General features: G+C 62.1%; 19 protein-coding genes. 16 read left to right on the top strand and 3 right to left on the bottom strand.

Annotation, left to right across the window (positions count from 1 at the left end):
• Nucleotides 1–14: 14 nt before the first annotated feature.
• Nucleotides 15–962: a YiiG family protein gene (locus tag E2F50_RS09490; protein WP_245515350.1), complete on the bottom strand. Its 948-nt coding sequence runs from the start codon at nucleotides 960–962 to the stop codon at nucleotides 15–17.
• 395 nt (nucleotides 963–1,357) lie between these two features.
• On the opposite strand from E2F50_RS09490, the gene alr reads away from it, so the two are divergent.
• The 13 genes from alr to cimA all read left to right on the top strand — a co-directional run bounded on the left by alr (nucleotide 1,358) and on the right by cimA (nucleotide 13,566).
• Entirely contained in the window at nucleotides 1,358–2,521 is a 1,164-nt protein-coding gene (alr, locus tag E2F50_RS09495; RefSeq protein WP_133315888.1) for an alanine racemase, read from the top strand.
• Nucleotides 2,522–2,620: 99 nt separating this feature from the next.
• Nucleotides 2,621–4,024 carry a DNA repair protein RadA gene (gene radA / locus E2F50_RS09500; protein ID WP_133315889.1) on the top strand — a complete coding sequence of 468 codons (1,404 nt, stop codon included), beginning with the start codon at nucleotides 2,621–2,623 and terminating at the stop codon, nucleotides 4,022–4,024.
• Between the two features lie 106 nt (nucleotides 4,025–4,130).
• The gene (locus tag E2F50_RS09505) at nucleotides 4,131–4,718 is read left to right on the top strand and encodes a CvpA family protein (RefSeq protein WP_133315890.1); all 588 of its coding nucleotides are present in this window, start codon (nucleotides 4,131–4,133) and stop codon (nucleotides 4,716–4,718) included.
• A 132-nt stretch (nucleotides 4,719–4,850) separates the two neighbouring features.
• A complete protein-coding gene (purF, locus tag E2F50_RS09510; protein WP_133315891.1) occupies nucleotides 4,851–6,353 on the top strand; it encodes an amidophosphoribosyltransferase in 1,503 nt (500 codons plus the stop codon).
• 26 nt (nucleotides 6,354–6,379) lie between these two features.
• Complete coding sequence (locus tag E2F50_RS09515) at nucleotides 6,380–6,709, top strand: HNH endonuclease (RefSeq protein ID WP_133315892.1); 330 nt, start codon at nucleotides 6,380–6,382, stop codon at nucleotides 6,707–6,709.
• A gap of 168 nt (nucleotides 6,710–6,877) precedes the next feature.
• Complete coding sequence (locus tag E2F50_RS09520; RefSeq protein ID WP_133315893.1) at nucleotides 6,878–7,618, top strand: SDR family NAD(P)-dependent oxidoreductase; 741 nt, start codon at nucleotides 6,878–6,880, stop codon at nucleotides 7,616–7,618.
• Between the two features lie 231 nt (nucleotides 7,619–7,849).
• The gene (cysS, locus tag E2F50_RS09525; RefSeq protein ID WP_133315894.1) at nucleotides 7,850–9,235 is read left to right on the top strand and encodes a cysteine--tRNA ligase; all 1,386 of its coding nucleotides are present in this window, start codon (nucleotides 7,850–7,852) and stop codon (nucleotides 9,233–9,235) included.
• Nucleotides 9,236–9,289: 54 nt separating this feature from the next.
• Nucleotides 9,290–9,547, top strand: a complete 258-nt coding sequence (locus E2F50_RS09530) for an antitoxin (RefSeq protein ID WP_133315895.1) — start codon at nucleotides 9,290–9,292, stop codon at nucleotides 9,545–9,547.
• Nucleotides 9,544–9,960 (top strand): type II toxin-antitoxin system VapC family toxin, encoded by a 417-nt coding sequence (locus tag E2F50_RS09535; protein ID WP_342635713.1) that lies wholly within the window; start codon nucleotides 9,544–9,546, stop codon nucleotides 9,958–9,960. Before E2F50_RS09530 ends, E2F50_RS09535 begins: the two co-directional genes overlap by 4 nt.
• Nucleotides 9,957–10,436 (top strand): GFA family protein, encoded by a 480-nt coding sequence (locus E2F50_RS09540; protein ID WP_133315896.1) that lies wholly within the window; start codon nucleotides 9,957–9,959, stop codon nucleotides 10,434–10,436. The genes E2F50_RS09535 and E2F50_RS09540 overlap by 4 nt, the downstream gene beginning before the upstream one ends.
• Nucleotides 10,433–10,909 (top strand): GFA family protein, encoded by a 477-nt coding sequence (locus E2F50_RS09545; protein WP_202615433.1) that lies wholly within the window; start codon nucleotides 10,433–10,435, stop codon nucleotides 10,907–10,909. The genes E2F50_RS09540 and E2F50_RS09545 overlap by 4 nt, the downstream gene beginning before the upstream one ends.
• The gene (gene pip, locus E2F50_RS09550; protein ID WP_133315898.1) at nucleotides 10,906–11,865 is read left to right on the top strand and encodes a prolyl aminopeptidase; all 960 of its coding nucleotides are present in this window, start codon (nucleotides 10,906–10,908) and stop codon (nucleotides 11,863–11,865) included. The genes E2F50_RS09545 and pip overlap by 4 nt, the downstream gene beginning before the upstream one ends.
• 84 nt (nucleotides 11,866–11,949) lie before the next feature.
• Nucleotides 11,950–13,566, top strand: coding sequence for a citramalate synthase (gene cimA, locus E2F50_RS09555; protein WP_133315899.1), 1,617 nt, complete (start codon nucleotides 11,950–11,952; stop codon nucleotides 13,564–13,566).
• A 51-nt stretch (nucleotides 13,567–13,617) separates the two neighbouring features.
• On the opposite strand, the gene E2F50_RS09560 is transcribed toward cimA, so the two are convergent.
• Nucleotides 13,618–15,981, bottom strand: coding sequence for an FdhF/YdeP family oxidoreductase (locus E2F50_RS09560; protein ID WP_133315900.1), 2,364 nt, complete (start codon nucleotides 15,979–15,981; stop codon nucleotides 13,618–13,620).
• Nucleotides 15,982–16,244: 263 nt separating this feature from the next.
• Between E2F50_RS09560 and rarD the strand changes: the two genes are divergently transcribed.
• Both rarD and E2F50_RS09570 read left to right on the top strand, forming a co-directional pair.
• Nucleotides 16,245–17,156 (top strand): EamA family transporter RarD, encoded by a 912-nt coding sequence (rarD, locus tag E2F50_RS09565; RefSeq protein WP_133315901.1) that lies wholly within the window; start codon nucleotides 16,245–16,247, stop codon nucleotides 17,154–17,156.
• 30 nt (nucleotides 17,157–17,186) lie between these two features.
• Complete coding sequence (locus tag E2F50_RS09570) at nucleotides 17,187–17,516, top strand: DHCW motif cupin fold protein (RefSeq protein WP_133315902.1); 330 nt, start codon at nucleotides 17,187–17,189, stop codon at nucleotides 17,514–17,516.
• 35 nt (nucleotides 17,517–17,551) lie between these two features.
• Here E2F50_RS09570 and E2F50_RS09575 read toward each other — a convergent pair whose 3' ends face one another.
• Nucleotides 17,552–18,157: an LOG family protein gene (locus E2F50_RS09575; protein ID WP_133315903.1), complete on the bottom strand. Its 606-nt coding sequence runs from the start codon at nucleotides 18,155–18,157 to the stop codon at nucleotides 17,552–17,554.
• A 168-nt stretch (nucleotides 18,158–18,325) separates the two neighbouring features.
• Between E2F50_RS09575 and E2F50_RS09580 the strand changes: the two genes are divergently transcribed.
• The gene (locus E2F50_RS09580) at nucleotides 18,326–20,275 is read left to right on the top strand and encodes a LysM peptidoglycan-binding domain-containing protein (protein ID WP_133315904.1); all 1,950 of its coding nucleotides are present in this window, start codon (nucleotides 18,326–18,328) and stop codon (nucleotides 20,273–20,275) included.
• Nucleotides 20,276–20,549 lie beyond the last annotated feature (274 nt).

Consider the following 20,549-nt stretch of genomic DNA (forward strand, 5'->3'; position numbering starts at 1 on the left):
CGGTTCTGCCTAGCTCAGTCCTTGGCGAAGGTAGTCGCAGTCTGCGACGTCGTCACCATGTTATTGTAGTCCGAAACGAGCAAGTCGAGATCGTCGCCGCCGCCCTTTCGGGCGTCGCCCTTGACCTTCTGCAGCGTCTCGTCGAGGTCGCGCAGCTTGGACAAAAGCGATGCCGGACTGGATTCGAAGGCAGAAAAGGAACTCGGATGCTGTAGCCCGTAGTCGTCAAAATCGCGCACTGCGACGGCGTAAGCGTCCAAAGCCTTGCCGAATGCAGGCATATCGACAACCGGACTGTCATTGGTGGGCATGAGATCCATGATCGCCTCGGCATGGAACATCACATTGCGGACATGCCAGCGCGACTTCCTGCCTTCGGCCTTTTCCAGTCCCTGTAAGGAGGCAAGATCGATCTTGACCTTTTCCTGGCGCAGAGCGTTATCGACCTTCTTGCGTCGTTCATCATGGACTGTTGCGAGAGCGGCGATCTCCTTGTGGAAGGCCTTGCCGCCCTCCATCTTGTCCGCCTTGTAATCCTGCCGCTCATAGTACTTGTTGGCCCTTTCGAGAACCGGCGCGAGCTGCTGATAGGTTTCCAAGTAAGCCAGCATGGCTGCATCGAGATCCGGCATGCGAGGCTCGGTCTTGGCAGCCGTCGCAACCGCTTCGATCTGGCTGCGCGTGTCGTAGAGCGAATAAAGCCCGTAGATGATCTTTTCTTTGCCGGTCGGTCCCTTCTTCATGTCGACCCAGCTTTCATAGCGCTGCAGCGACTCTGAAGCGCGCATGGCGCTGTTGAGGAATTCAACATAGGCGTTCATCTTGACGATCGACGCATCCGTCGCATCCTCGTCGAAGAGCGATTGGGCCCAAGCTGGCGAACTGCCGATAACAGCTGCACTCGGCGCCTGCATGAACAAGGCCAGCGCCATGACGATCACAGATTTGGCGAAATTGCGCATCGTATTCATCTCCGGACAACGAGATCAAATGAGTAGCACTTGTAACCGCGGAAGCGGATTTCAATGGCGCAGCAGGCACGAAAGCCTGAGCAGCCGGTATTAACGGGAGCATACGTGACGGGAATGCCACGCTTCGGTTGCAGGGGGGCATCGCCTGCTTGCTAACGTCCAAGGCGGCCTTGCATGAGCGGCATGTCTTCGCCGCCGGAGATCTGCCGCAGCCCCAGCGTCAGTGCCCGCTGCCGGCGGCACCGTTGACAGCGCCCGTTCGACCTTCTCCTGCGAAACATTGTGCATAGAATGAGAATAGCCGAGAGCAGCATGTCCGTCTTGAACAAAAGTGATAGCCTGAGGCAACCGGCAGCCACATGGTTTTGCGTGAGGAAACAGATTAGATGACGGATTTCGACGACACCCTGCCCGCTCCCGACGAGTTCGATATTGCGCCGGTCAGGCTGACCGTCGATCTCGGCGCCCTGGCGGACAATTGGCGGGACATGGTGCGACGATCCGGGAAAGCCCGGGCCGCCGCCGTGGTCAAGGCAGATGCCTATGGGCTGGGACTGGAGGATTGCGGAACCGCACTTTACGAGGCCGGCGCGCGCGACTTCTTTGTGGCTGTGGTTCAGGAAGGCGTGACGCTGCGCACTTATGCGCCGGATGCCCGCATCTTTGTACTGTCCGGCATCTGGCCCGGCCAAGAAAGCCTGTTCTTCGAACACGATCTTGTGCCGGTCATCGCTTCGGAGGAGCAACTTGCCTTCTGGATGTCATTGCTTGCCGAAGGCGGCGATCACCCTTGCGCCCTTCACGTCGATACCGGCTTCAACCGCCTCGGCCTACCGTTTGCCGACGCGCTGGCACTTGCCAAGGATGTTTCTCGTCCGGCGAGTTTCTCGCCGGTGCTGGTGCTGTCGCATCTGCACAGCGGCGACACGCCATCCTCTCCTTTGAACAAGGCGCAGCTCGATGCCTTTCAGGAAGTCAGCGCCGCTTTCGACGGGATCGAAACCAGCCTCTCAGCCTCTGCGGGGATTTTTCTCGGGCCCGAATACCATTTCGACCTGACCCGTCCCGGCATTGCGCTTTACGGCGGCGAATCTGTCAACGGCATGCAGCCGCTGCGGCCGGTGGCCAAGGCTGAAGCGCGCATCCTGCAGATCCGCGAGGCTGCAGCCGGCTCGACTGTCAGCTACGGCGCCACCCATCAGTTGTCACGCCGCAGCCGGCTCGCGGTCGTTTCCGTCGGCTATGCAGACGGGTATCTGCGCGCCCTTTCCGGTTCCGGCGTGCCGCTCCGGGCGGGAGGCACGTCTGGCGCCTACGGCTATATCGACGGGCACCGGGTGCCGATCATCGGCCGCGTCACCATGGACCTGACAATCTTCGATGTAACCGACGTGCCGGAACGGGCGGTGCGCGCGGGAGATTATATCCAGCTGTTCGGACCGGACATGCCGCTTGCCGAAGTGGCGCGCGCCGCCGGCACGATCGGCTATGAAATGCTGACCAGCCTCGGCCTGCGCTACGAGCGCCGCTACATCTATCCGGAAGAGTAATCTGCCGTGCCTTGCCATCGCAGCATGTTCTGGATTACAAGAACGATGTTCCGCCTTTGTTCTTGCGGACGCTGACATCCCAGAGGCGGCAAGCATTCCATGGCGAAAACCAGGACCCAATTCGTGTGCCAGAACTGCGGCACCGTCCATAACCGCTGGGCCGGCAAATGCGACGGCTGCGGCGAATGGAACACCATTATTGAAGACGACCAGATGGGTGGCATCGGTGGTGGCCCCGGCAAGGTGCCGAAGAAGGGTCGCGCCGTGGCGCTGACCACGCTATCGGGCGAAACCGAAGAAGCCCCGCGTATCTTCACCGGCATTTCCGAGCTCGACCGTGCCACCGGCGGCGGCTTCGTGCGCGGTTCTGCCGTGCTGATCGGCGGCGACCCGGGCATCGGCAAATCGACGCTGCTGATGCAGGCCGCGGCGGCTCTGTCGCGGCGCGGTCACCGAATTATCTATGTTTCGGGCGAAGAAGCCGTCGCCCAAGTCCGGCTGCGGGCCCAGCGCCTCGACGCCGCCAATACCGAAGTCCTGCTGGCAGCGGAAACCAATGTCGAGGACATCCTGGCGACCATTTCCGAGGGCAAGCGGCCGGACCTTGTGATCATCGATTCGATCCAGACGCTGTGGAGCGACACGGCCGATTCGGCGCCCGGCACCGTCACGCAGGTGCGCACCGGCGTGCAGGCGATGATCCGTTATGCCAAGCAGACGGGCGCCGCCATGGTGCTGGTCGGGCATGTCACCAAGGAGGGCCAGATCGCCGGCCCGCGCGTCGTCGAGCACATGGTCGATGCGGTTCTTTATTTCGAAGGCGACCGTGGCCACCACTACCGAATCCTGCGCACGGTGAAGAACCGCTTCGGGCCAACCGACGAGATCGGTGTCTTCGAAATGTCCGACAAAGGCTTGCGGGAAGTCTCCAATCCATCCGAGCTGTTTCTTGGAGAGCGCAATGCCAAGTCGCCCGGTGCTGCGGTCTTTGCCGGCATGGAGGGCACAAGGCCGGTCCTGGTCGAGGTGCAGGCGCTGGTGGCGCAGACATCGCTCGGCACGCCGCGCCGCGCCGTCGTCGGCTGGGATTCCTCGCGGCTGTCGATGATTCTGGCCGTTCTCGAAGCCCATTGCGGCGTCAAGCTCGGCCAGCACGACGTGTATCTGAATGTCGCCGGCGGCTACAGGATATCCGAACCAGCCGCCGATCTCGCCGTCGCCTCCGCCCTGGTCTCCTCGCTTGCCGGAGTGGCGCTTCCGGCAGACTGCGTTTATTTCGGTGAAATCAGCCTTTCCGGCGCGGTGCGCCCAGTCTCTCAGACGGGCCAGCGCCTGAAGGAAGCCGAAAAGCTTGGCTTTGCCCGGGCCATGCTGCCGGTCAGTTCCGCCGAAGTGCCCAAGGGTGGCAATAGCCGGTGGACGGAAATCGAGGACCTTCCCGATCTGGTGTCGCGGATCGCCGGCTCCGCCAGGAAACTGGGGAAATCCTCTGAAGATGATTGATCTTCCGTTAAGGGAACCTCTGTTGTATGACGCTGCCTCATTGGGATCGCGCACCGGCCGAACCGGCTCGGAACCGGCCAGCAAACGGCAAGTCTTGGAGTAACAAATGCCCATTACGATTTTCGACGGCATCGTCATCGCCGTGACGTTGTTTTCAGCGGTGCTGGCCATGGTCCGCGGTTTTTCGCGTGAGGTGCTGTCGATCGCAAGCTGGGCCGGCTCGATTGCCGCAGCCTATTATCTTTATCCGCTCGTCCTGCCCTATGCGAAGAATTATATATCGGACGACCGCATCGCGCTTGCCGCTTCGGCCGGCCTGATCTTCCTGATCGCGCTGATCATCATCTCCTTCATCACCACGCGAATCGCCGATTTCATCATCGATAGCCGCATCGGTGCGCTGGACCGCACGCTCGGCTTCCTGTTCGGCGCCGCCCGCGGCGTCCTGCTTCTCGTCGTCGCGGTCGCCTTCTTCAACTGGCTGGTCGCCCCGGACCGCCAGCCGGTCTGGGTCACCCAGGCAAAGTCCAAGCCCTTCTTGGATACGCTGGTCGCCCGCCTCGAGACCGTCCTGCCAGACGATATCGAGCCGCAGATCCGCGCTCGCATCCTCGGACAGGATCCGGCTCAAACCGAAGGCGCGCCCGGCCAGGAACAGCCGCCGGCAGAAGACGCACCTGTGACAAATAATTGACGCTGTGTTGCGCTTGATGCAGCGCACACCGTCACCATCTGTGCTATAACCCGTTTTGAAGTGACGTAAGCTCGGCCTAGGAGGCATTCCCGGGCCGGGTTTTCCATTTTTTCCGAAAGGACGAGGCCCAAGATGAATGAGCCGGTATCGCAGACATTTGGCCCCAACAGCGATGATGAACTGGACGGCGACACGCTCCACGAAGAGTGCGGCGTGTTTGGCATTCTCGGGCATCCCGACGCGGCGACGCTGACAGCGCTCGGTCTGCACGCCCTGCAGCACCGAGGCCAGGAAGCGGCCGGCATCGTTTGCTTCGACGGGCTGCGCTTTCATTCGGAACGGCGCATGGGGCTGGTCGGCGACCATTATACCGATCCGGCGACTCTTGCCCGGCTCCCCGGCAATATTTCCATCGGCCATGTCCGCTATTCGACGACGGGTGAAGTGGCGCTGCGCAACGTACAGCCGCTGTTTGCGGAACTGGAAGTCGGCGGCATTGCCATTGCCCATAACGGCAATTTCACCAACGGCCTCACCCTGCGCCGCCAGTTGATCGCCGGTGGCGCCATCTGTCAGTCGACGTCCGATACCGAAGTCGTGCTGCATCTCATCGCCCGTTCCCGCTATTCCTCCACAGCCGATCGCTTCATCGATGCGATCCGGCAGATGGAGGGCGGCTATTCCATGCTGGCCATGACCCGCACCAAGCTGATCGCCGCGCGCGATCCCACCGGCATTCGTCCGCTTGTCATGGGCGAGCTCGACGGCAAGCCGATCTTTGCCTCGGAAACCTGCGCGCTCGACATTATCGGCGCCAAGTTCATCCGCGACGTGGAGAATGGCGAGGTCATCATCTGCGAAATGCAGTCCGATGGCTCGATCTCAATCGATAGCCGCAAGGCCGGCAACGGCCAGCCGGAGCGCCTCTGCCTGTTCGAATATGTTTATTTCGCCCGCCCTGACTCCGTTGTCGGCGGACGCAGTGTTTATGTTGCCCGCAAGAACATGGGCATCAACCTCGCCAAGGAAGCTCCGGTCGCGGCCGATGTCGTGGTTCCGGTTCCCGATGGCGGCACGCCGGCAGCTCTCGGCTATGCGCAGGAAAGCGGCATACCATTCGAATACGGGATCATCCGCAACCATTATGTCGGGCGTACCTTCATCGAGCCGACCCAGCAGATCCGCGCCTTCGGCGTCAAGCTGAAGCATTCCGCCAACCGGGCGATGATCGAAGGCAAGCGTGTCGTACTGGTCGACGATTCGGTGGTGCGCGGCACGACCTCGCTGAAGATCGTCCAGATGATCCGCGACGCCGGCGCCAAGGAAGTGCATCTGCGCGTTGCAAGCCCGATGATCTATTATCCGGACTTCTATGGGATCGATACGCCAGACGCCGAAAAGCTGATCGCCAACCAGTATGACAGCCTGGAAGCCATGTGCCGGTATATCGGCGCCGATTCGTTGGAGTTCCTGTCGATCAACGGCCTTTACCGGGCGGTTGGCGGCGAAGATCGCAACGATGCGCGGCCGCAATTCACCGACCACTATTTCACCGGTGACTATCCGACCCGCCTGCTCGACAAGGACGGCGAGACCATGGGCCGCAAGGTGTCGCTGCTTGCCAGCAACGGCTGAGCCTGGGCTCGCGCTTCGGTTAAGGCATGACACGCAAGCCCAGGTACGACGTGGTTTCCTGGTACGAGCAGCCGGAGCCGGAAATCTGCCCGCTCTGCGGCCGCGACATTCCGCAAGACCAGCGGGATGAGCACCATCTCGTCCCGAAGAGCCGGGGCGGGCGCCAAACCCAGTCTCTCCACCGCATCTGCCACAGGCAAATCCACGCACTCTTCAGCGAAGCGGAGATCGAGAAATCATTCCCGACCATGGATGCGCTTCTGGAACATCCGGAAATCCGCAAATTCGCTGCCTGGGTCGCAAAGAAGCCGCCGGGCTTTTACGACGGCACTAAGCGGAGCAACCGACGCCGCTAAAGGTTTACGTTCGCTACGGGGCTGTGCAACTCGTTTGAGCGCGTTCCAGCCATCCTCACCGAGGGACGAAGCAGGCACTTGCGCGGCACAAACCTCTGTGACAATCCTCGCCGACAAATCCGGTCACGGATGATGCGAACATGATGCTTTGCGCAGCGGGAAGAAACAATGACGATCGATCTCAAAGGCAGGATTGCGCTGGTAACCGGCGCCTCGCGGGGCATCGGCTATTTCACCGCGCTTGCCCTTGCCAGGGCCGGTGCGCATGTCATCGCCACGGCTCGCACCGTTGGGGGACTGGAGGAGCTGGACGACGCGATCAAGGCGGAAGGCGGCACCGCGACCCTGGTGCCATTCGACCTGACCGACATGGAAGCGATCGACCGGCTCGGCGCCTCGATCTATGAGCGCTGGGGCAAGCTGGACATTCTCGTCGCCAATGCCGGCATTCTCGGCGTCATCTCGCCGATCGCCCATATCGAGGCCAAGGTCTTCGACAAGGTCATGCTGACCAATGTCACTTCCACCTGGCGGCTGATCCGTTCGGTCGAGCCGCTGCTTCTGCGTTCCGATGCGGGCCGCGCGCTTCTGCTGTCTTCCGGCGTCGCCAGCAATCCGCGCGCCTTCTGGGGTGCCTATGCCATGTCGAAGGCAGCCGTTGAAACGATGGGGCGCATCTGGGCCGCCGAAAACGATCACACCCCGCTCAAGGTCAACATTGTCAACCCAGGCGCCACCCGGACCGCGATGCGCGCTCAGGCCGTGCCCGGCGAGGACCCGGACACGCTGCCGCATCCATCTGAGGTGGCCGACCGCATGCTCTTCCTCGCCTCCCCCGACATGACCGACACCGGCCGTCTCTTCGTGGTGCGCGACAACAGGTTCGTGGACTTCAATACGCCGGCATAAATCTTTTCCGGACATTGTCTTACAAGGGCACGTCATTCCTTGATGGGCTTGACCAACAGTCTCGTCCGCGCCATAAACTCGGCCATGAAAACGGCGATTTCCATCTGCGGGATCATTATTCGCTAGCGTTTGCGCTGGTCCGGCCGTTCTCGTCTCTCGAAAAGCCTTGAAGACAAACGCCTCGGTCCGGAACCGGTGCCGATCGTCTGCAAGACTTTGGGAGAACTTTCGATGAGCTTTTCGCTCAAGCTCTATAATACGCTCACTCGCGAAAAGACGGCGTTCGAGCCAATCGATGCCGATAATGTCCGCCTCTACGTCTGCGGCCCGACAGTTTATGACTATGCCCATATCGGCAATGCCCGCCCGGCCATCGTCTTCGACGTGCTGTTCCGGCTGCTGCGGCACGTGTACGGCGTAGATCACGTGACCTATGCCCGCAACATCACCGATGTGGACGACAAGATCAATGCGCGCGCCTTGCGAGACCATCCCGGCCTGCCGCTCAACGAGGCGATCCGGCAGGTGACGGAAAAGACGGAAACACAGTATCATGCGGACGTGGCGGCGCTCGGCTGCCTTGAGCCGACGGTCGAGCCGCGCGCTACCGACAACATCCCGCAGATGGTCGAGATCATCGAAAAGCTGATCGCCAACGGCCACGCTTATGTGGCGCAAGGCGAGGTCCTGTTCGACACGAAATCCATGCTTGAATACGGCCAGTTGTCGAAGCGGCCGCTCGACGAGCAGCAGGCCGGTGCCCGCGTAGCCGTCGATGCGCATAAGAAGAACCCGGGCGATTTCGTCTTGTGGAAGCTTTCCTCGCAGAACGAGCCCGGCTGGGAAAGCCCCTGGGGCCGTGGCCGGCCGGGCTGGCATATCGAGTGCTCGGCGATGAGCGAGCGGTATCTGGGCGAGGTGTTCGACATCCACGGCGGCGGGCTGGACCTGATTTTCCCCCACCACGAAAACGAGATCGCCCAGTCGCGCTGCGCCCATGGCACGCAAGTGATGGCGAATGTCTGGATGCATAACGGCTTCGTGCAGGTCGAGGGCCGCAAGATGTCGAAGTCCGAAGGCAATTTCACCACGATCTACGACCTGCTGCACACGCAGACGTTCGGCGGACGCCAATGGCCCGGCGACGTGCTGCGGCTGGCCATGCTGATGACCCATTACCGCGAGCCAATCGACTTTTCGGTCAAGCGGCTTGAAGAGGCCGAGCGTCTGATCGCCAAGTGGCCACCCGTCGATGCGAGTGATGCCGACCCGTGCGAAACGATGATGAGTGCACTTGCCGACGACCTCAACACCGTGGCGGCCGTGCAGGCGCTGCATGCACTGGCCCAGGAAGCCAATGCCGACAGGACGCTGCTGCCGATGTTTGCCGCCAGTGCCGCACTGCTCGGCGTCGTTCCGAAGCGGGTCGAAGTGGATGAGGCGCTGGCCTCCGCCGTCGACGCGCTGGTCGCCATGCGGCTGGAAATGCTGAAGGCCAAGAACTTCGCCGAAGCCGACAAGATCCGCAACGAGCTGGCGGACAAGGGCATCCAGTTGAAGGACGGCAAGGATCCCGCCACCGGCGAACGGGTGACGACCTGGGAGGTGAAGCGGTAGCTTGCCGCCTCTCGGTCGGAGGCATAGGCTGCGCTTTCAGCCAAGGAGGAAGACATGGGTGCAGAACATCACGTGAAGTTTTTCCGCAATGGCAAAGAACAGGCCGTGGTTATCCCCGCAGAATTCGAAATGGCAGGTGAGGAGGCAATCATGCGCAAGGAGGGTGACCGACTGGTGATTGAGCCGGTCAGAAAGACTGATCTCTTGGAATGGCTCGCGACGATCGAGCCCTGGGAAGAGGAATTCCCTGATGTCGACGAAGATCAGCCGCCCTCGGAGGAGGTCGACCTTTTCCCGGGCAACGGCCGGTGAGCGACTGGCGCTACATGCTTGACACCAATATAGCTTCGGATCTGATCCGTTTTCCCAACGGAAAGGTGGCGGTTCGGATCGCCTCTGTTGGCACTTCCGCCTGCTGCATCAGTGCGCTTGTTGCGTCCGAATTGCGTTATGGCGTGGCCAAGAAAGCTTCATCGCGCTTGGAGACGCTCGTTGAGGAAATGATCCACCGGCTAACGGTCGTGCCTTATGAAGATGTTTCGACGATGTACTACGCGGCCATCCGCAGCGACCTCACCCGCAAAGGCGTCCTCATTGGTCCAGTGGATCTTTTCATCGCCGCCCACGCTCGGTCCCTCGACCTCACCCTGGTGACAGCCAACGTCCGCGAATTCTCTCGCGTTCCCGAACTTAAAGTCGAAAACTGGCTGGAGGCTGACAGATGACCCTCACCCATAGCGGCGGCTGCCAATGCGGCGCTGTCCGCTTCCGGATCGACGGCGAGCCGGGGCAATCCTCCATCTGCCATTGCCGCATGTGCCAGAAGGCCTTGGGCGCTTATTATGCGCCGCTGGTTTCGACTCGGGGGGCCGCGTTCGCCTGGACGCGGGGAAACCCCAAATACTTCCAGTCGTCAAACCACGTCCGGCGTGGTTTCTGCGAAAGCTGCGGCACGCCTTTGACCTATGAAGCGTCGGACGGGGTCGCGATTTCGGCCGGCGCCTTCGATGACCCGTCAGGCCTGCCGCCGGTCATCCAGTACGGCTTGGAAGGCAAGCTTGCCTTCGTTGACAGCCTGAGCGACCTGCCCGCGCGCCACACGATGGACGATCTGGACGAAGCTCCCTTTCTCGCCGACCTGGTTTCCTATCAGCATCCCGACCACGATACAGAGCAATGGCCACCAAAGGAAAAGCAATGAGCGAAACCGTTAGAACAGGCGGCTGCCAGTGTGGCGCCGTTCGTTTCCGCATCCATGGCGAACTGGGACGCGCCTCGATCTGCCATTGCCGCATGTGCCAAAAGGCATTTGGCGGCTTTTTCGGGCCGCTGGTCAGCGCGCCGGAGGGCGGCGTCGAATGGACCCGCGGCGAGCCGAAATATTTCCAGTCGTCCGTCAATATCGACCGTGGCTTCTGCGAGAATTGCGGCACGCCGCTCACCTATCGCTATCCCGGCGGACTGGAGCTGGCGATCGGCGCCTTCGACGAGCGAGACGATCTGGCACCGCAGATCCAGGTGAACTACGCCTCGCATATTCCATGGGTGACGACGATCTTCGACCAGCCGGTGCGCGATACCGGCGAGGACGCGGTCAAGCAGGAGCAGATCATCTCCTTCCAGCACCCGGATCACGACACCGAACACTGGCCGGCAAAGGGTCTCCATCTATGACTGAAGTTCTGCGGACGCTTTATCCGGAAATCGAGCCCTATGAGAGCGGCCATCTCGATGTCGGCGACGGCCATTCGATCTACTGGGAGCGGGTCGGAACCAAGGGCGCAAAACCCGCTGTCTTCCTGCACGGCGGGCCGGGCGGCGGATGCAATCCCGGGCAGCGCCGGCTGTTTAATCCGGAACTCTACGACGTCATCCTGTTCGACCAGCGGGGCTGCGGCCGCTCAACGCCGAATGCCAGCCTTGACGCCAATACGACCTGGCATCTGGTCGCGGATATCGAGCGGCTGCGTAAAATCGCCGGTGTCGAGAAATGGCAGGTCTTCGGCGGCTCCTGGGGGTCCACCCTGGCGCTCGCCTATGCGGAAACCTATCCGCAACGGGTCTCCGAACTTCTGGTACGCGGCATCTACACCCTGACCAAGGCTGAGCTCGACTGGTATTACCAGTTCGGCGTCTCGGAAATGTTTCCCGACAAATGGGAGGCCTTCGTTGCGCCTATTCCCGAAGATGAACGCCACGAGATGATGCAGGCCTATTACCGCCGCCTGACCGGCTCTGACAAGGCCGAGCAGCTTGCCGCCGCCAAGGCCTGGAGCACCTGGGAAGGCTCGACGATCACCCTCCTTCCGGATCCAGAGCTCACTGCGGGCTTTGGCGAGGATCATTATGCGATCGCCTTCGCGCGTATCGAGAACCATTTCTTCGTACATGCCGGCTGGCTTGATGAAGGCCAGCTGCTGCGCGATGCGGTCAAGCTCAAGGGCATTCCCGGCGTCATCGTGCATGGGCGCTACGACATGCCCTGCCCGCTCAAATATGCCTGGCAATTGTCCAAGGTGTGGACGGATGCCGATTTCCACATCATCGAAGGCGCCGGCCACGCCGTTTCCGAACCCGGCATTACCGACCAGCTGATCCGGGCCACGGACCGGTTCGCCGGGAAGGTGTGATCCCCATATAACGCGTGGCTACCCCTCCGCAGGCCAGAGGGGGGTCGCCGAGTATGATGTAACAATGCTCCAGGAGGAGCAGCCATGACACGCCAACGCGTCACTCTCTTTGACACCACCCTGCGCGACGGGCAGCAGACGCCGGGCGTCGATTTTTCGGTCGAGGACAAGATCGCGATCTCGCAAATGCTGGACGAATTCGGCTTTGACTATGTCGAGGGCGGCTATCCCGGCGCCAACCCGACAGACACTGCCTTCTTTACCGAGAAACGGACGCGGCGAGCAAAGTTCGTCGCCTTTGGCATGACCAAGCGCGCCGGTATTTCCGCTTCCAACGATCCAGGGCTCGCGGTCCTGCTGCAGGCCAAGAGCGATGTCGTGTGTTTCGTCGCCAAGGCCTGGGATTATCATGTCCGGGTCGCGCTCGGCTGCACCAATGAGGAAAACCTGGAAGCCATCCGCGACAGCGTCGGAGTTGCCCTCAAGGCCGGCAAGGAGGCGATGGTCGACTGCGAGCACTTCTTTGACGGCTATAAGGCCAATCCGGACTATGCACTCGCCTGCGCAAAAACCGCATATGAGGCCGGGGCTCGCTGGGTGGTGCTCTGCGACACCAATGGCGGGACGCAGCCGGAGGAGATCCGCGCCATCGTCAAAGCGGTCATCGCATCCGGCATTCCCGGCGCCGCGCTTGGCATCCATGCGCATGACGATACTGGCCAGGCAGTCGCCAATTCGCTAGCGGCGGTCGAGGCGGGCTGTCGGCAGATCCAGGGCACGCTGAATGGCATCGGCGAGCGCTGCGGCAATGCCAATCTCGTCACTCTGATCGCCACGCTCTGTCTCAAAGACGCCTATTCGAGCCGGTTCGAGACGGCGATCGACCCGGAGCGGTTGACCGGTCTCACCCGGCTCTCCCATGCGTTTGACGAGTTGCTGAACCGTTCGCCAAACCATCAAGCGCCTTATGTCGGCGCTTCTGCCTTCGCCACCAAGGCCGGCATCCATGCCTCGGCGCTGCTCAAGGACCCGCGCACCTATGAGCATGTGACGCCGGAAAGCGTCGGCAATTTCCGCAAGGTGATGGTGTCGGACCAAGGCGGCAAGTCGAATTTCATCAACGCGCTGAAGCGGCGCGGCATCGAGGTCGCCAAGGACGATCCGAAGCTCGACCAGTTGATCTCGATCGTCAAGGAGCGGGAAGCGACCGGCTATGCCTATGAGGGCGCGGATGCAAGCTTCGAGCTGCTCGCCCGCCGCACACTCGGCACCATCCCGGAATTCTTCTCGGTCGAAGGTTTTCGGGTGATGGTCGAGCGCCGCTTCGACAATTTTGGCCGCATCAAGATCGTTTCCGAAGCGGTTGTGAAGATCGTCATCGACGGCGAAACCTTGATGTCGGTTGCCGAGGGCGACGGCCCGGTAAACGCGCTCGACCTGGCGCTGCGCAAGGACTTCGGCAAATACCAGCACGAGATCGACGACCTCGTCCTGGCCGACTTCAAGGTGCGCATCCTCAATGGCGGCACCGAGGCGATCACCCGCGTGCTGATCGAATCGACAGACGGCAGCGGCGTGCGCTGGTGGACGGTCGGCGTATCGGAAAACATCATCGACGCCTCGTTCCAGGCGCTGATGGATTCGGTCATCTACAAGCTGATGAAGAACCGTGAACTGGCCGGCCGGGTCGCGGCGGAATAGCCCGACGATCCGGCAGTCCGATCACGCCGCCTCCCTCGCCTGCCACCGCCGCTAGGCGGCCGGCACGGTCAGGTTGGGCGTGGTCGGATATTGCTCCGCCACCTCCGGCTTGCTGGAAGCGGGCTCGCCGGGCCGTGCCCTGGAAATCACGACGGGCACGGATTTGGCGGCCGGCGTATTGCTGCGCTTGTCGCGATGGGACAGCGCCAGAAGTGCATTGGTTTCCGGATAATAGGCCGCGCAGCAGCCTTTCGGTACGTCATAGGCAACCACTTTGAAGCCGCCCGCCTGCCGCTTGATCCCGTCCCCCGCAGCGGATGCGAAATCGACCACCGTTCCTTCGCTGAGGCCGAGTTCTGCCATATCGCTCTCGTTCATGAAGACCACCATCCGTTCGCCGGATACGCCGCGATAGCGATCGTTGTTGGAATAAACCGTGGTGTTGAACTGGTCGTGGCTGCGCAGCGTCATCAATTGCAGATGCGCGTCTTCCGGCGCCTCGTCATTCTGATCCTTGAGATCAGGATCAAACAGGAAATTCGCCTTTCCGGTCGGCGTGTTCCAGACCCGTTCGCTGGCGCCGTTCGGAAGCCGGAACCCTCCGGGCAGGCCGATCCTGCGGTTGTACTTGCCGAACTGGTCGGGAAAGACTTCCTCGATCTTGTCGCGGATGCGGCCATAGTCAGCGACCAGCGCATCCCAATCGATCGCCACCCGTCCGGCCAGCGTCGCCTTGGCCAGGTTGGCGATAATCCAAGGCTCGGAGCGGCAGTGTTCGCTGGCCGGCTCCAGCCGTCCGGTCGAGCCGTGCACCATGGAAAAGCTGTCCTCGACCGTCACGGTCTGGGGCACACCGTTCTGCAGGTCGAGCTCGGTGCGCCCGAGCGCCGGCAGGATATAGGCGCGCTTGCCGTGGATCAGGTGGCTGCGGTTGAGCTTGGTGGCGACCTGAACGGTGAGGCCGATCTGCGGCACCTTTTCCCCTACCCGTTCTATGTCGGGAATGGCGCGGAAAAAATTACCGCCCATGGCAAGGAAGGCATCCACGTCGCCCCGCAGGATCGCCTCGCAGCATTCGGCCGTATCATGTCCATGCTCGCGCGGGCTGGTGAAATCGAAGGCCTTGTCGAGCTGGGCCAGAAAGGTCTCGGTCGGCGTCTTGTTGATGCCAACCGTCCTGTCGCCCTGAACGTTGGAATGGCCGCGGATCGGGCAGGCGCCGGCGCCGAGGCGTCCGATATTGCCGCGCAGGAACAGCATGTTGAGGATCTGCTGCATGGCGTCGCCGCCATGCTTGTGCTGGGTAATCCCCATTCCCCAGCAGGCGATCACCCGCTCCGCTTTCATGTATATATTGGCGGCCTGTTCGATCTGCGCCCGGCTGAGCGCCGTGTAGTGCTCGATCTCCTCCCAGCTCAGATCACGCGCAAAGGCGGCGAAGGCTTCGAAGCCATCGGTGTGATCGCGCAGGAAGTCCACGTCGAGGATGCGCTTCTCGCCCCGCGCCCGTGCCTCGTCGTCGGCAGCGATCACCGCCTTGCAAATGCCCTGCATGGCCATGATGTCGCCACCGGTGCGCACCTGGAAATAGCTGGAACTGATCGTCTGGCCGCGGCCGGTCAGCATCTCGACCGGGCTTTGCGGGTCGGTGAAGCGTAGCAGAGCCCTTTCCTTCAGCGGATTGAAGGTGACGATCGGCACGCCACGCTTGGCCATTTGGTGCAGATAGGTCATCATCCGCGGGCTGTTGGTGCCCGGGTTCTGGCCGATGATGAAGAGCGCATCGCAATGCTCCCAGTCCTCGAGCGTCACCGTTCCCTTGCCGACACCGATGCTTTCCGGCAGGGCAACGGTGGTTGTCGCATGGCACATGTCGGAGCAGTCTGGGAAATTATTGGTACCCAGCAGCCGCCCATAGAGCTGCCACAGGAAAGCCGCCTCGTTGGAGGTGCGCCCGGACGTATAAAGCTCCACCCGCTTCGGATCGAGCTGTGCGACCGTCTCGCCAATCTCAGTCAGCGCGGTCTGCCAGTCGACGGCGCGATAGGTGTCCGTTGCCGCATCATAGCGCATCGGGTGGGTCAGCCGCCCGTGATCCTCGAGTTCGTGATCCGTCCATGTCTTCAGCTCTTCGACACGGTGCTCGGCCAGGAAATCCGGACCGGTGCGCTTCTTGGTCGCTTCCCAGGCAACTGCCTTGGCACCGTTCTCGCAATATTCGGCGATATGCGGTTTGCCCGGATCGGGCCAGGCACAGCTGGGGCAATCGAAACCTCCCGGCTTGTTCATGGACAGCAGGGCGCGATTGCCCTTCAACAGGATCTGCTGCTTGCCCAGATGCTGCTCCACGGCGTTGAGAGCGCCCCAACCTCCGGCCGGCGGTTGTTTGGGAGCAGCCTTGCGACCTTCAGCCATGTGCATATCCTTCAGCATGTAGAGCTAGTCCATGCCCAACCTCGGTACGGAAAACAAGTTCCCCGTTTAAGTCATCGCAGGAGCGAGCGCCATTCAGGGACGACAGAGCTGCGATGCGCAAGACTTGTCACACAGCCCACTTGGGGACCGGTCGGCTGCAGTGATCGTCACGGCGCATCGATTGTTCACGGAAATGAATTGGTCGGCCCCTCAAGCTTGATCTAGAGCTTGTGGAAAAACCAGAACAATCCGAGGAAACATCGATGGCCACCGACCGCATGTCGCCGGGCGCCAAGAGCGAAGACACGCCGCGTGGCTTCCTCTTTGCGCTGGCGGCCTATTTCTTTTGGGGCTTCCTGCCCTTCTACATGAAGGCGGTCGGTCACATCCCGGCTACCGAGGTGCTGGCGCATCGCGTCCTGTGGTCGCTTCCGGTCGCCGGCCTCGTGCTTGTCGCGGTCGGCGGCATAGGCGAGATCAAGGAGGCGCTCCGCTCGCCGCGGACGCTGATGATGGCGGCAGTGACGGCGATCTTCATCACCATCAACTGGACGACCTATATCTGGGCGATCAGCGTCGGGCGGGCGCTCGATACGGCGCTCGGCTATTTCATCAATCCGCTGTTCAGCATCTTTCTGGCCGCCGTGCTCTTGAAGGAAAAACCGTCGCCCCTGCAGCTTGCCGCCATTGCCCTGGTGGTCGTTGCGGTCGGCATCATCACCGTAGATGCGGGCGGCGTGCCTTGGGTCGCGCTGGTCCTGACCGTCACCTGGGGCTTTTACGCCTTCTTTCGCAAGACGCTTCCCGTCGGTCCCAACCAAGGCTTCTTCCTTGAGGTCTTGATCCTCACCCTGCCCTGTCTCGCCTATGTCGTTTACCTGGAAACCAGCGGCCAGGGCCACCTGATGCGGACCGGTCTTTCCGACAGCCTGCTGCTCGTCTTGAGCGGCGTGGTAACGGCCGTGCCGCTGATCCTTTATGCCAATGGCGCCAAGCTGCTGAGGCTATCGACCATCGGGCTGATGCAATATCTGGCGCCGACGATGATCTTCCTCATCGCCATCTTCGCCTTCCACGAGCCGCTCAATACCACGCGCCTCGCCGCCTTCGGGCTGATCTGGGTAGCACTTCTCGTTTATTCCTGGCCGATGATCCGCCAGGCCCGCAACCGTTGAGGCTCGAAACCGCCAAGGACCTAGTATCTCATGCAGATCACCGACATCCCTTTCGGCACCACCGACTGGGCGCAGGTACCGAAGACGCAACATAGCGGTGAAACCGGCTCCGCCACCTGGCAGACCCGGAACTTCGGGCCGATCCGGGTGCGCATGGTCGACTATGCGCCCGGCTACCTTGCCGACCACTGGTGCGTCAAAGGTCATATCCTGCTGTGCCTCGAAGGCGAGCTGGTCACGGAACTGGCCGACGGGCGCCGCTTCGTGCTGAAGCCTGGCATGAGCTACCAGGTGGCCGACAATGCCGAGCCGCACCGCTCATCGACCGAGACCGGCGCCCGGCTCTTCATCGTCGACTAGAACGCTCGGCGCAGGCCACATATCGCCAGTCTTCTTCAGAGCCTGGAAATCACCGCATCCTCGCCGCCGGACGGTCCACGGCCTTCGCCATGTTCGAGAATGGTGGGAATGATGTCGTCCACATCGGCGATCACCAGCGGCTGGACGAGATGGGCGCGGTGGATAAAACCCTGCTCGCGCATATGGCTGACAAGGCTGAGCATCGGATCCCAGAAGCCGCCGATATTGGCAAAGACCATCGGCTTTTCATGGCGGCCGAGCTGGCCCCAGGTCATGATCTCGACGATTTCCTCCAGCGTGCCTATGCCGCCCGGCAGCGTCACGAAAGCGTCAGAGCGCTCGAACATCTTGTGCTTGCGTGCATGCATGTCCTCGGTCACAATCAGCTCGTCGAGCTGGCCGAGCGAATGGCGCGTGGCTTCCATGTCGACGAGGAATTCCGGAATGATGCCGGTGACCTGACCGCCGTTCGACAGGACGCCGGCTGCGACTGCGCCCATGATGCCCTTGGTACCGCCGCCATAGACCAGCCGAAGCCCGTGGGCGGCAATGGATTTTCCGAGCGCGCGGCCGGCCGCCATATAGGCCGGATCGCGTCCCGGCTGAGAGCCGCAGTAAACGCAGATGGATCGAATCGGCACAGTTTTCTCCTGAAGGCATTCAGATGCAGGGCGCGTTCACGCCCATCCCGCCAAAATTGACGGGAAATGCCCGTAAGAGCAAGGCTTTATACGGCGAAAAGCTTGTGAATGCAGGAGGAAAAGGCTAATCCGGAATGAGGGCGGCAGGCACCGCCGTGAGAGGCATTGATGATGAAAAACCGCGCCGGCTGGCTGGCTCTGATCGTACTCGCCATCGCATCCCTGCTGATGGTGTTCTTCGTGATGCCGAGGATCAACCAGGGTAGCAAACCACTCGGCGAGGCGATCAACGCCGCCGGTGATGCGGTCAAGGATGCCGTCAACGAGGGCAAGCAGGCGACGCAATCAGCCGAGGCGCCCAAAACTGCCCAGCCCGGATCAAACCAGCCAGAAACACGCGAACAGGCTGCCGTCAGCCCGGCGCCATCGCAGGACCAGCCGGCTGCGCCGCAGCCATCGGCAGCGCAGCCAGCTATCGCTCAGCAGACCCCGTCGCCAGCCAACCCTTCTTCAACCAGCCAATCTTCAGCCAGCCAATCTTCAGCAAGCCCGGGCCAGCCGCAAGCTGCCGCAACGCAAAGCGGTGCAAGCCAGGCGGCCGCGCAGAATACTGCCCAGGGCGCACCTCTGACGCCATCCTTCGACGTGTTGCGGGTCGAGCCGGACGGCTCGACGGTGATTGCCGGCCGCGCTTCACCCCATTCGACGCTGGAAGTGACCGACGGCAATTCGGTTGTCGCCAAGGTGGATGTCGGTCCGAGCGGCGATTTCGCCGCCGTTCTCGACAACCCCCTGCCGCCCGGCGATCACCAGCTGGTGCTGAAGGCGACGGCCAAGGACGGCAAGAGCACGACATCGGAGGAAACCGCCACGGTTTCGGTTCCCGTCAACCAGAAGAGCGGCAAGCTGCTCGCCATGGTCACCACGCCGGGCAAGGCGAGTCGGCTGATCGCCACGCCGACCCCGACGACTGCCGCAGCCGGCGCCGACCAGTCGGCCGCACCGGCACAGGCCGGGCCAGCCGTTTCACCTCCTGCAGGCTCCGCGGACATCGCCTCAGCGGCACCCAATGTCGCCGCGGCATCGTCATCGGCGCCGACCACAACGCCCGCAACAGGTGCTGGGGCTGCCGGAGCCCCTGCGGCTGCCGGTGCCGCCGAGCTGCAGGTCACGGCCGTGGAGCTGGAAGGCAGCAAGATCTTTATCGCCGGCGTTTCGAAGCGTGGCACGGCAGTACGCGGCCTCGCCGATGGCAAGCCGATCGGCCAGACTCAGACCGGTAGCGACGGCCATTTCGTGATCGAGGGAACCGCCGACCTCACCATCGGCGACCACCGGATCAGCGTCGAATCGCTGAACGGCGCCAGTCAGGCGCTGGTGCGCGTCGAGGTGCCCTTCAACCGGCCGGCCGGCGAACAGGTGGCTGCGGTCGCCGCGCCCGTCGTTTCAACGCCGATGGCCGCCGTCGATGGCGGCAGCTTCGACACACTGCGCAATGACACGGTGCGCGCCTTCAACATCCTCCAGAGGCTTTATGCCAGCGGCAAGCTGCCTTCGCTGGAAGAAATGGTGGCCGCCCGGTCCGCCACCAGCATCGCCCTGAAATCGCTTTCCGAATACCGGCTTCCGGCCGGCGCCTCGGTTTCTGCCCGGATGCTGGCCGAGACCACGACGAGGGATGCCGGCACCGCCGTCGCCGCCCTTGATGCACTCGCCCCTGACGTCGCCTCCGTCGGACTTGCGCTCAAGGAGATGAGCCGCCTCGTCGCCCGTGCCGTCGGGCCGGTCGTTGCCCAGCAGATCGAAGGCACCGAGCAGGTTGCCGCCGCAGAGCCTGCTCCCGCCGTCAATGCCGACGGTGCCAGGACGATCCAGCAGGCGCCGCTCACCCAGAGCGACCGCGGCGCGGTGATCATCCGCCGCGGCGATACGCTGTGGCAGATTTCCCGCCGCGTTTACGGCCAAGGCGTTCGCTATACGACGATCTACCTTGCCAACGAGGACCAGATCAACAATCCGGACGTCATCCAGCCCGGCCAGATCTTTGGCGTACCGGAGGAATTCCGCCCGGATGCCGAAGAACTGCACCGCCAGCGCCTGCAGCACCGCAAGGGCTGAGGCAGGCATCCACTGGCGACAAGGCAGCGCTTGCGGCGAAGCCGTCGCAGGCAGTGTTTCCGATTGGGGTCAGCCGTGATGGCCGCCTTGGCCGGTGAACACCTTGCGACCCTTACAGGCTGAGCCTCCCGAAACCGGATGTTACTTGCTCTTCCCGATGACCAGGTTTGACTGCTCCTGCCTGCCTGACGGCAGCCACTCGGCTACCACCTGCCAGCAAAGATTTTCGCAAGCGCCGTGTCGGATCGTCCTCGGCTTGAACGTCATGCTATCG

Source organism: Rhizobium deserti (assembly GCF_004358025.1).
GTDB classification, from domain to species: domain Bacteria; phylum Pseudomonadota; class Alphaproteobacteria; order Rhizobiales; family Rhizobiaceae; genus Neorhizobium; species Neorhizobium deserti.

Bases quoted from the DNA above. Each gene is read 5' to 3' on its own strand.
- E2F50_RS09490 (WP_245515350.1), bottom strand. From the start codon at position 962: ATGCGCAATTTCGCCAAATCTGTGATCGTCATGGCGCTGGCCTTGTTC.
- alr (WP_133315888.1), top strand. From the start codon at position 1,358: ATGACGGATTTCGACGACACCCTGCCCGCTCCCGACGAGTTCGATATT.
- radA (WP_133315889.1), top strand. From the start codon at position 2,621: ATGGCGAAAACCAGGACCCAATTCGTGTGCCAGAACTGCGGCACCGTC.
- E2F50_RS09505 (WP_133315890.1), top strand. From the start codon at position 4,131: ATGCCCATTACGATTTTCGACGGCATCGTCATCGCCGTGACGTTGTTT.
- purF (WP_133315891.1), top strand. From the start codon at position 4,851: ATGAATGAGCCGGTATCGCAGACATTTGGCCCCAACAGCGATGATGAA.
- E2F50_RS09515 (WP_133315892.1), top strand. From the start codon at position 6,380: ATGACACGCAAGCCCAGGTACGACGTGGTTTCCTGGTACGAGCAGCCG.
- E2F50_RS09520 (WP_133315893.1), top strand. From the start codon at position 6,878: ATGACGATCGATCTCAAAGGCAGGATTGCGCTGGTAACCGGCGCCTCG.
- cysS (WP_133315894.1), top strand. From the start codon at position 7,850: ATGAGCTTTTCGCTCAAGCTCTATAATACGCTCACTCGCGAAAAGACG.
- E2F50_RS09530 (WP_133315895.1), top strand. From the start codon at position 9,290: ATGGGTGCAGAACATCACGTGAAGTTTTTCCGCAATGGCAAAGAACAG.
- E2F50_RS09540 (WP_133315896.1), top strand. From the start codon at position 9,957: ATGACCCTCACCCATAGCGGCGGCTGCCAATGCGGCGCTGTCCGCTTC.
- E2F50_RS09545 (WP_202615433.1), top strand. From the start codon at position 10,433: ATGAGCGAAACCGTTAGAACAGGCGGCTGCCAGTGTGGCGCCGTTCGT.
- pip (WP_133315898.1), top strand. From the start codon at position 10,906: ATGACTGAAGTTCTGCGGACGCTTTATCCGGAAATCGAGCCCTATGAG.
- cimA (WP_133315899.1), top strand. From the start codon at position 11,950: ATGACACGCCAACGCGTCACTCTCTTTGACACCACCCTGCGCGACGGG.
- E2F50_RS09560 (WP_133315900.1), bottom strand. From the start codon at position 15,981: ATGGCTGAAGGTCGCAAGGCTGCTCCCAAACAACCGCCGGCCGGAGGT.
- rarD (WP_133315901.1), top strand. From the start codon at position 16,245: ATGGCCACCGACCGCATGTCGCCGGGCGCCAAGAGCGAAGACACGCCG.
- E2F50_RS09570 (WP_133315902.1), top strand. From the start codon at position 17,187: ATGCAGATCACCGACATCCCTTTCGGCACCACCGACTGGGCGCAGGTA.
- E2F50_RS09580 (WP_133315904.1), top strand. From the start codon at position 18,326: ATGATGAAAAACCGCGCCGGCTGGCTGGCTCTGATCGTACTCGCCATC.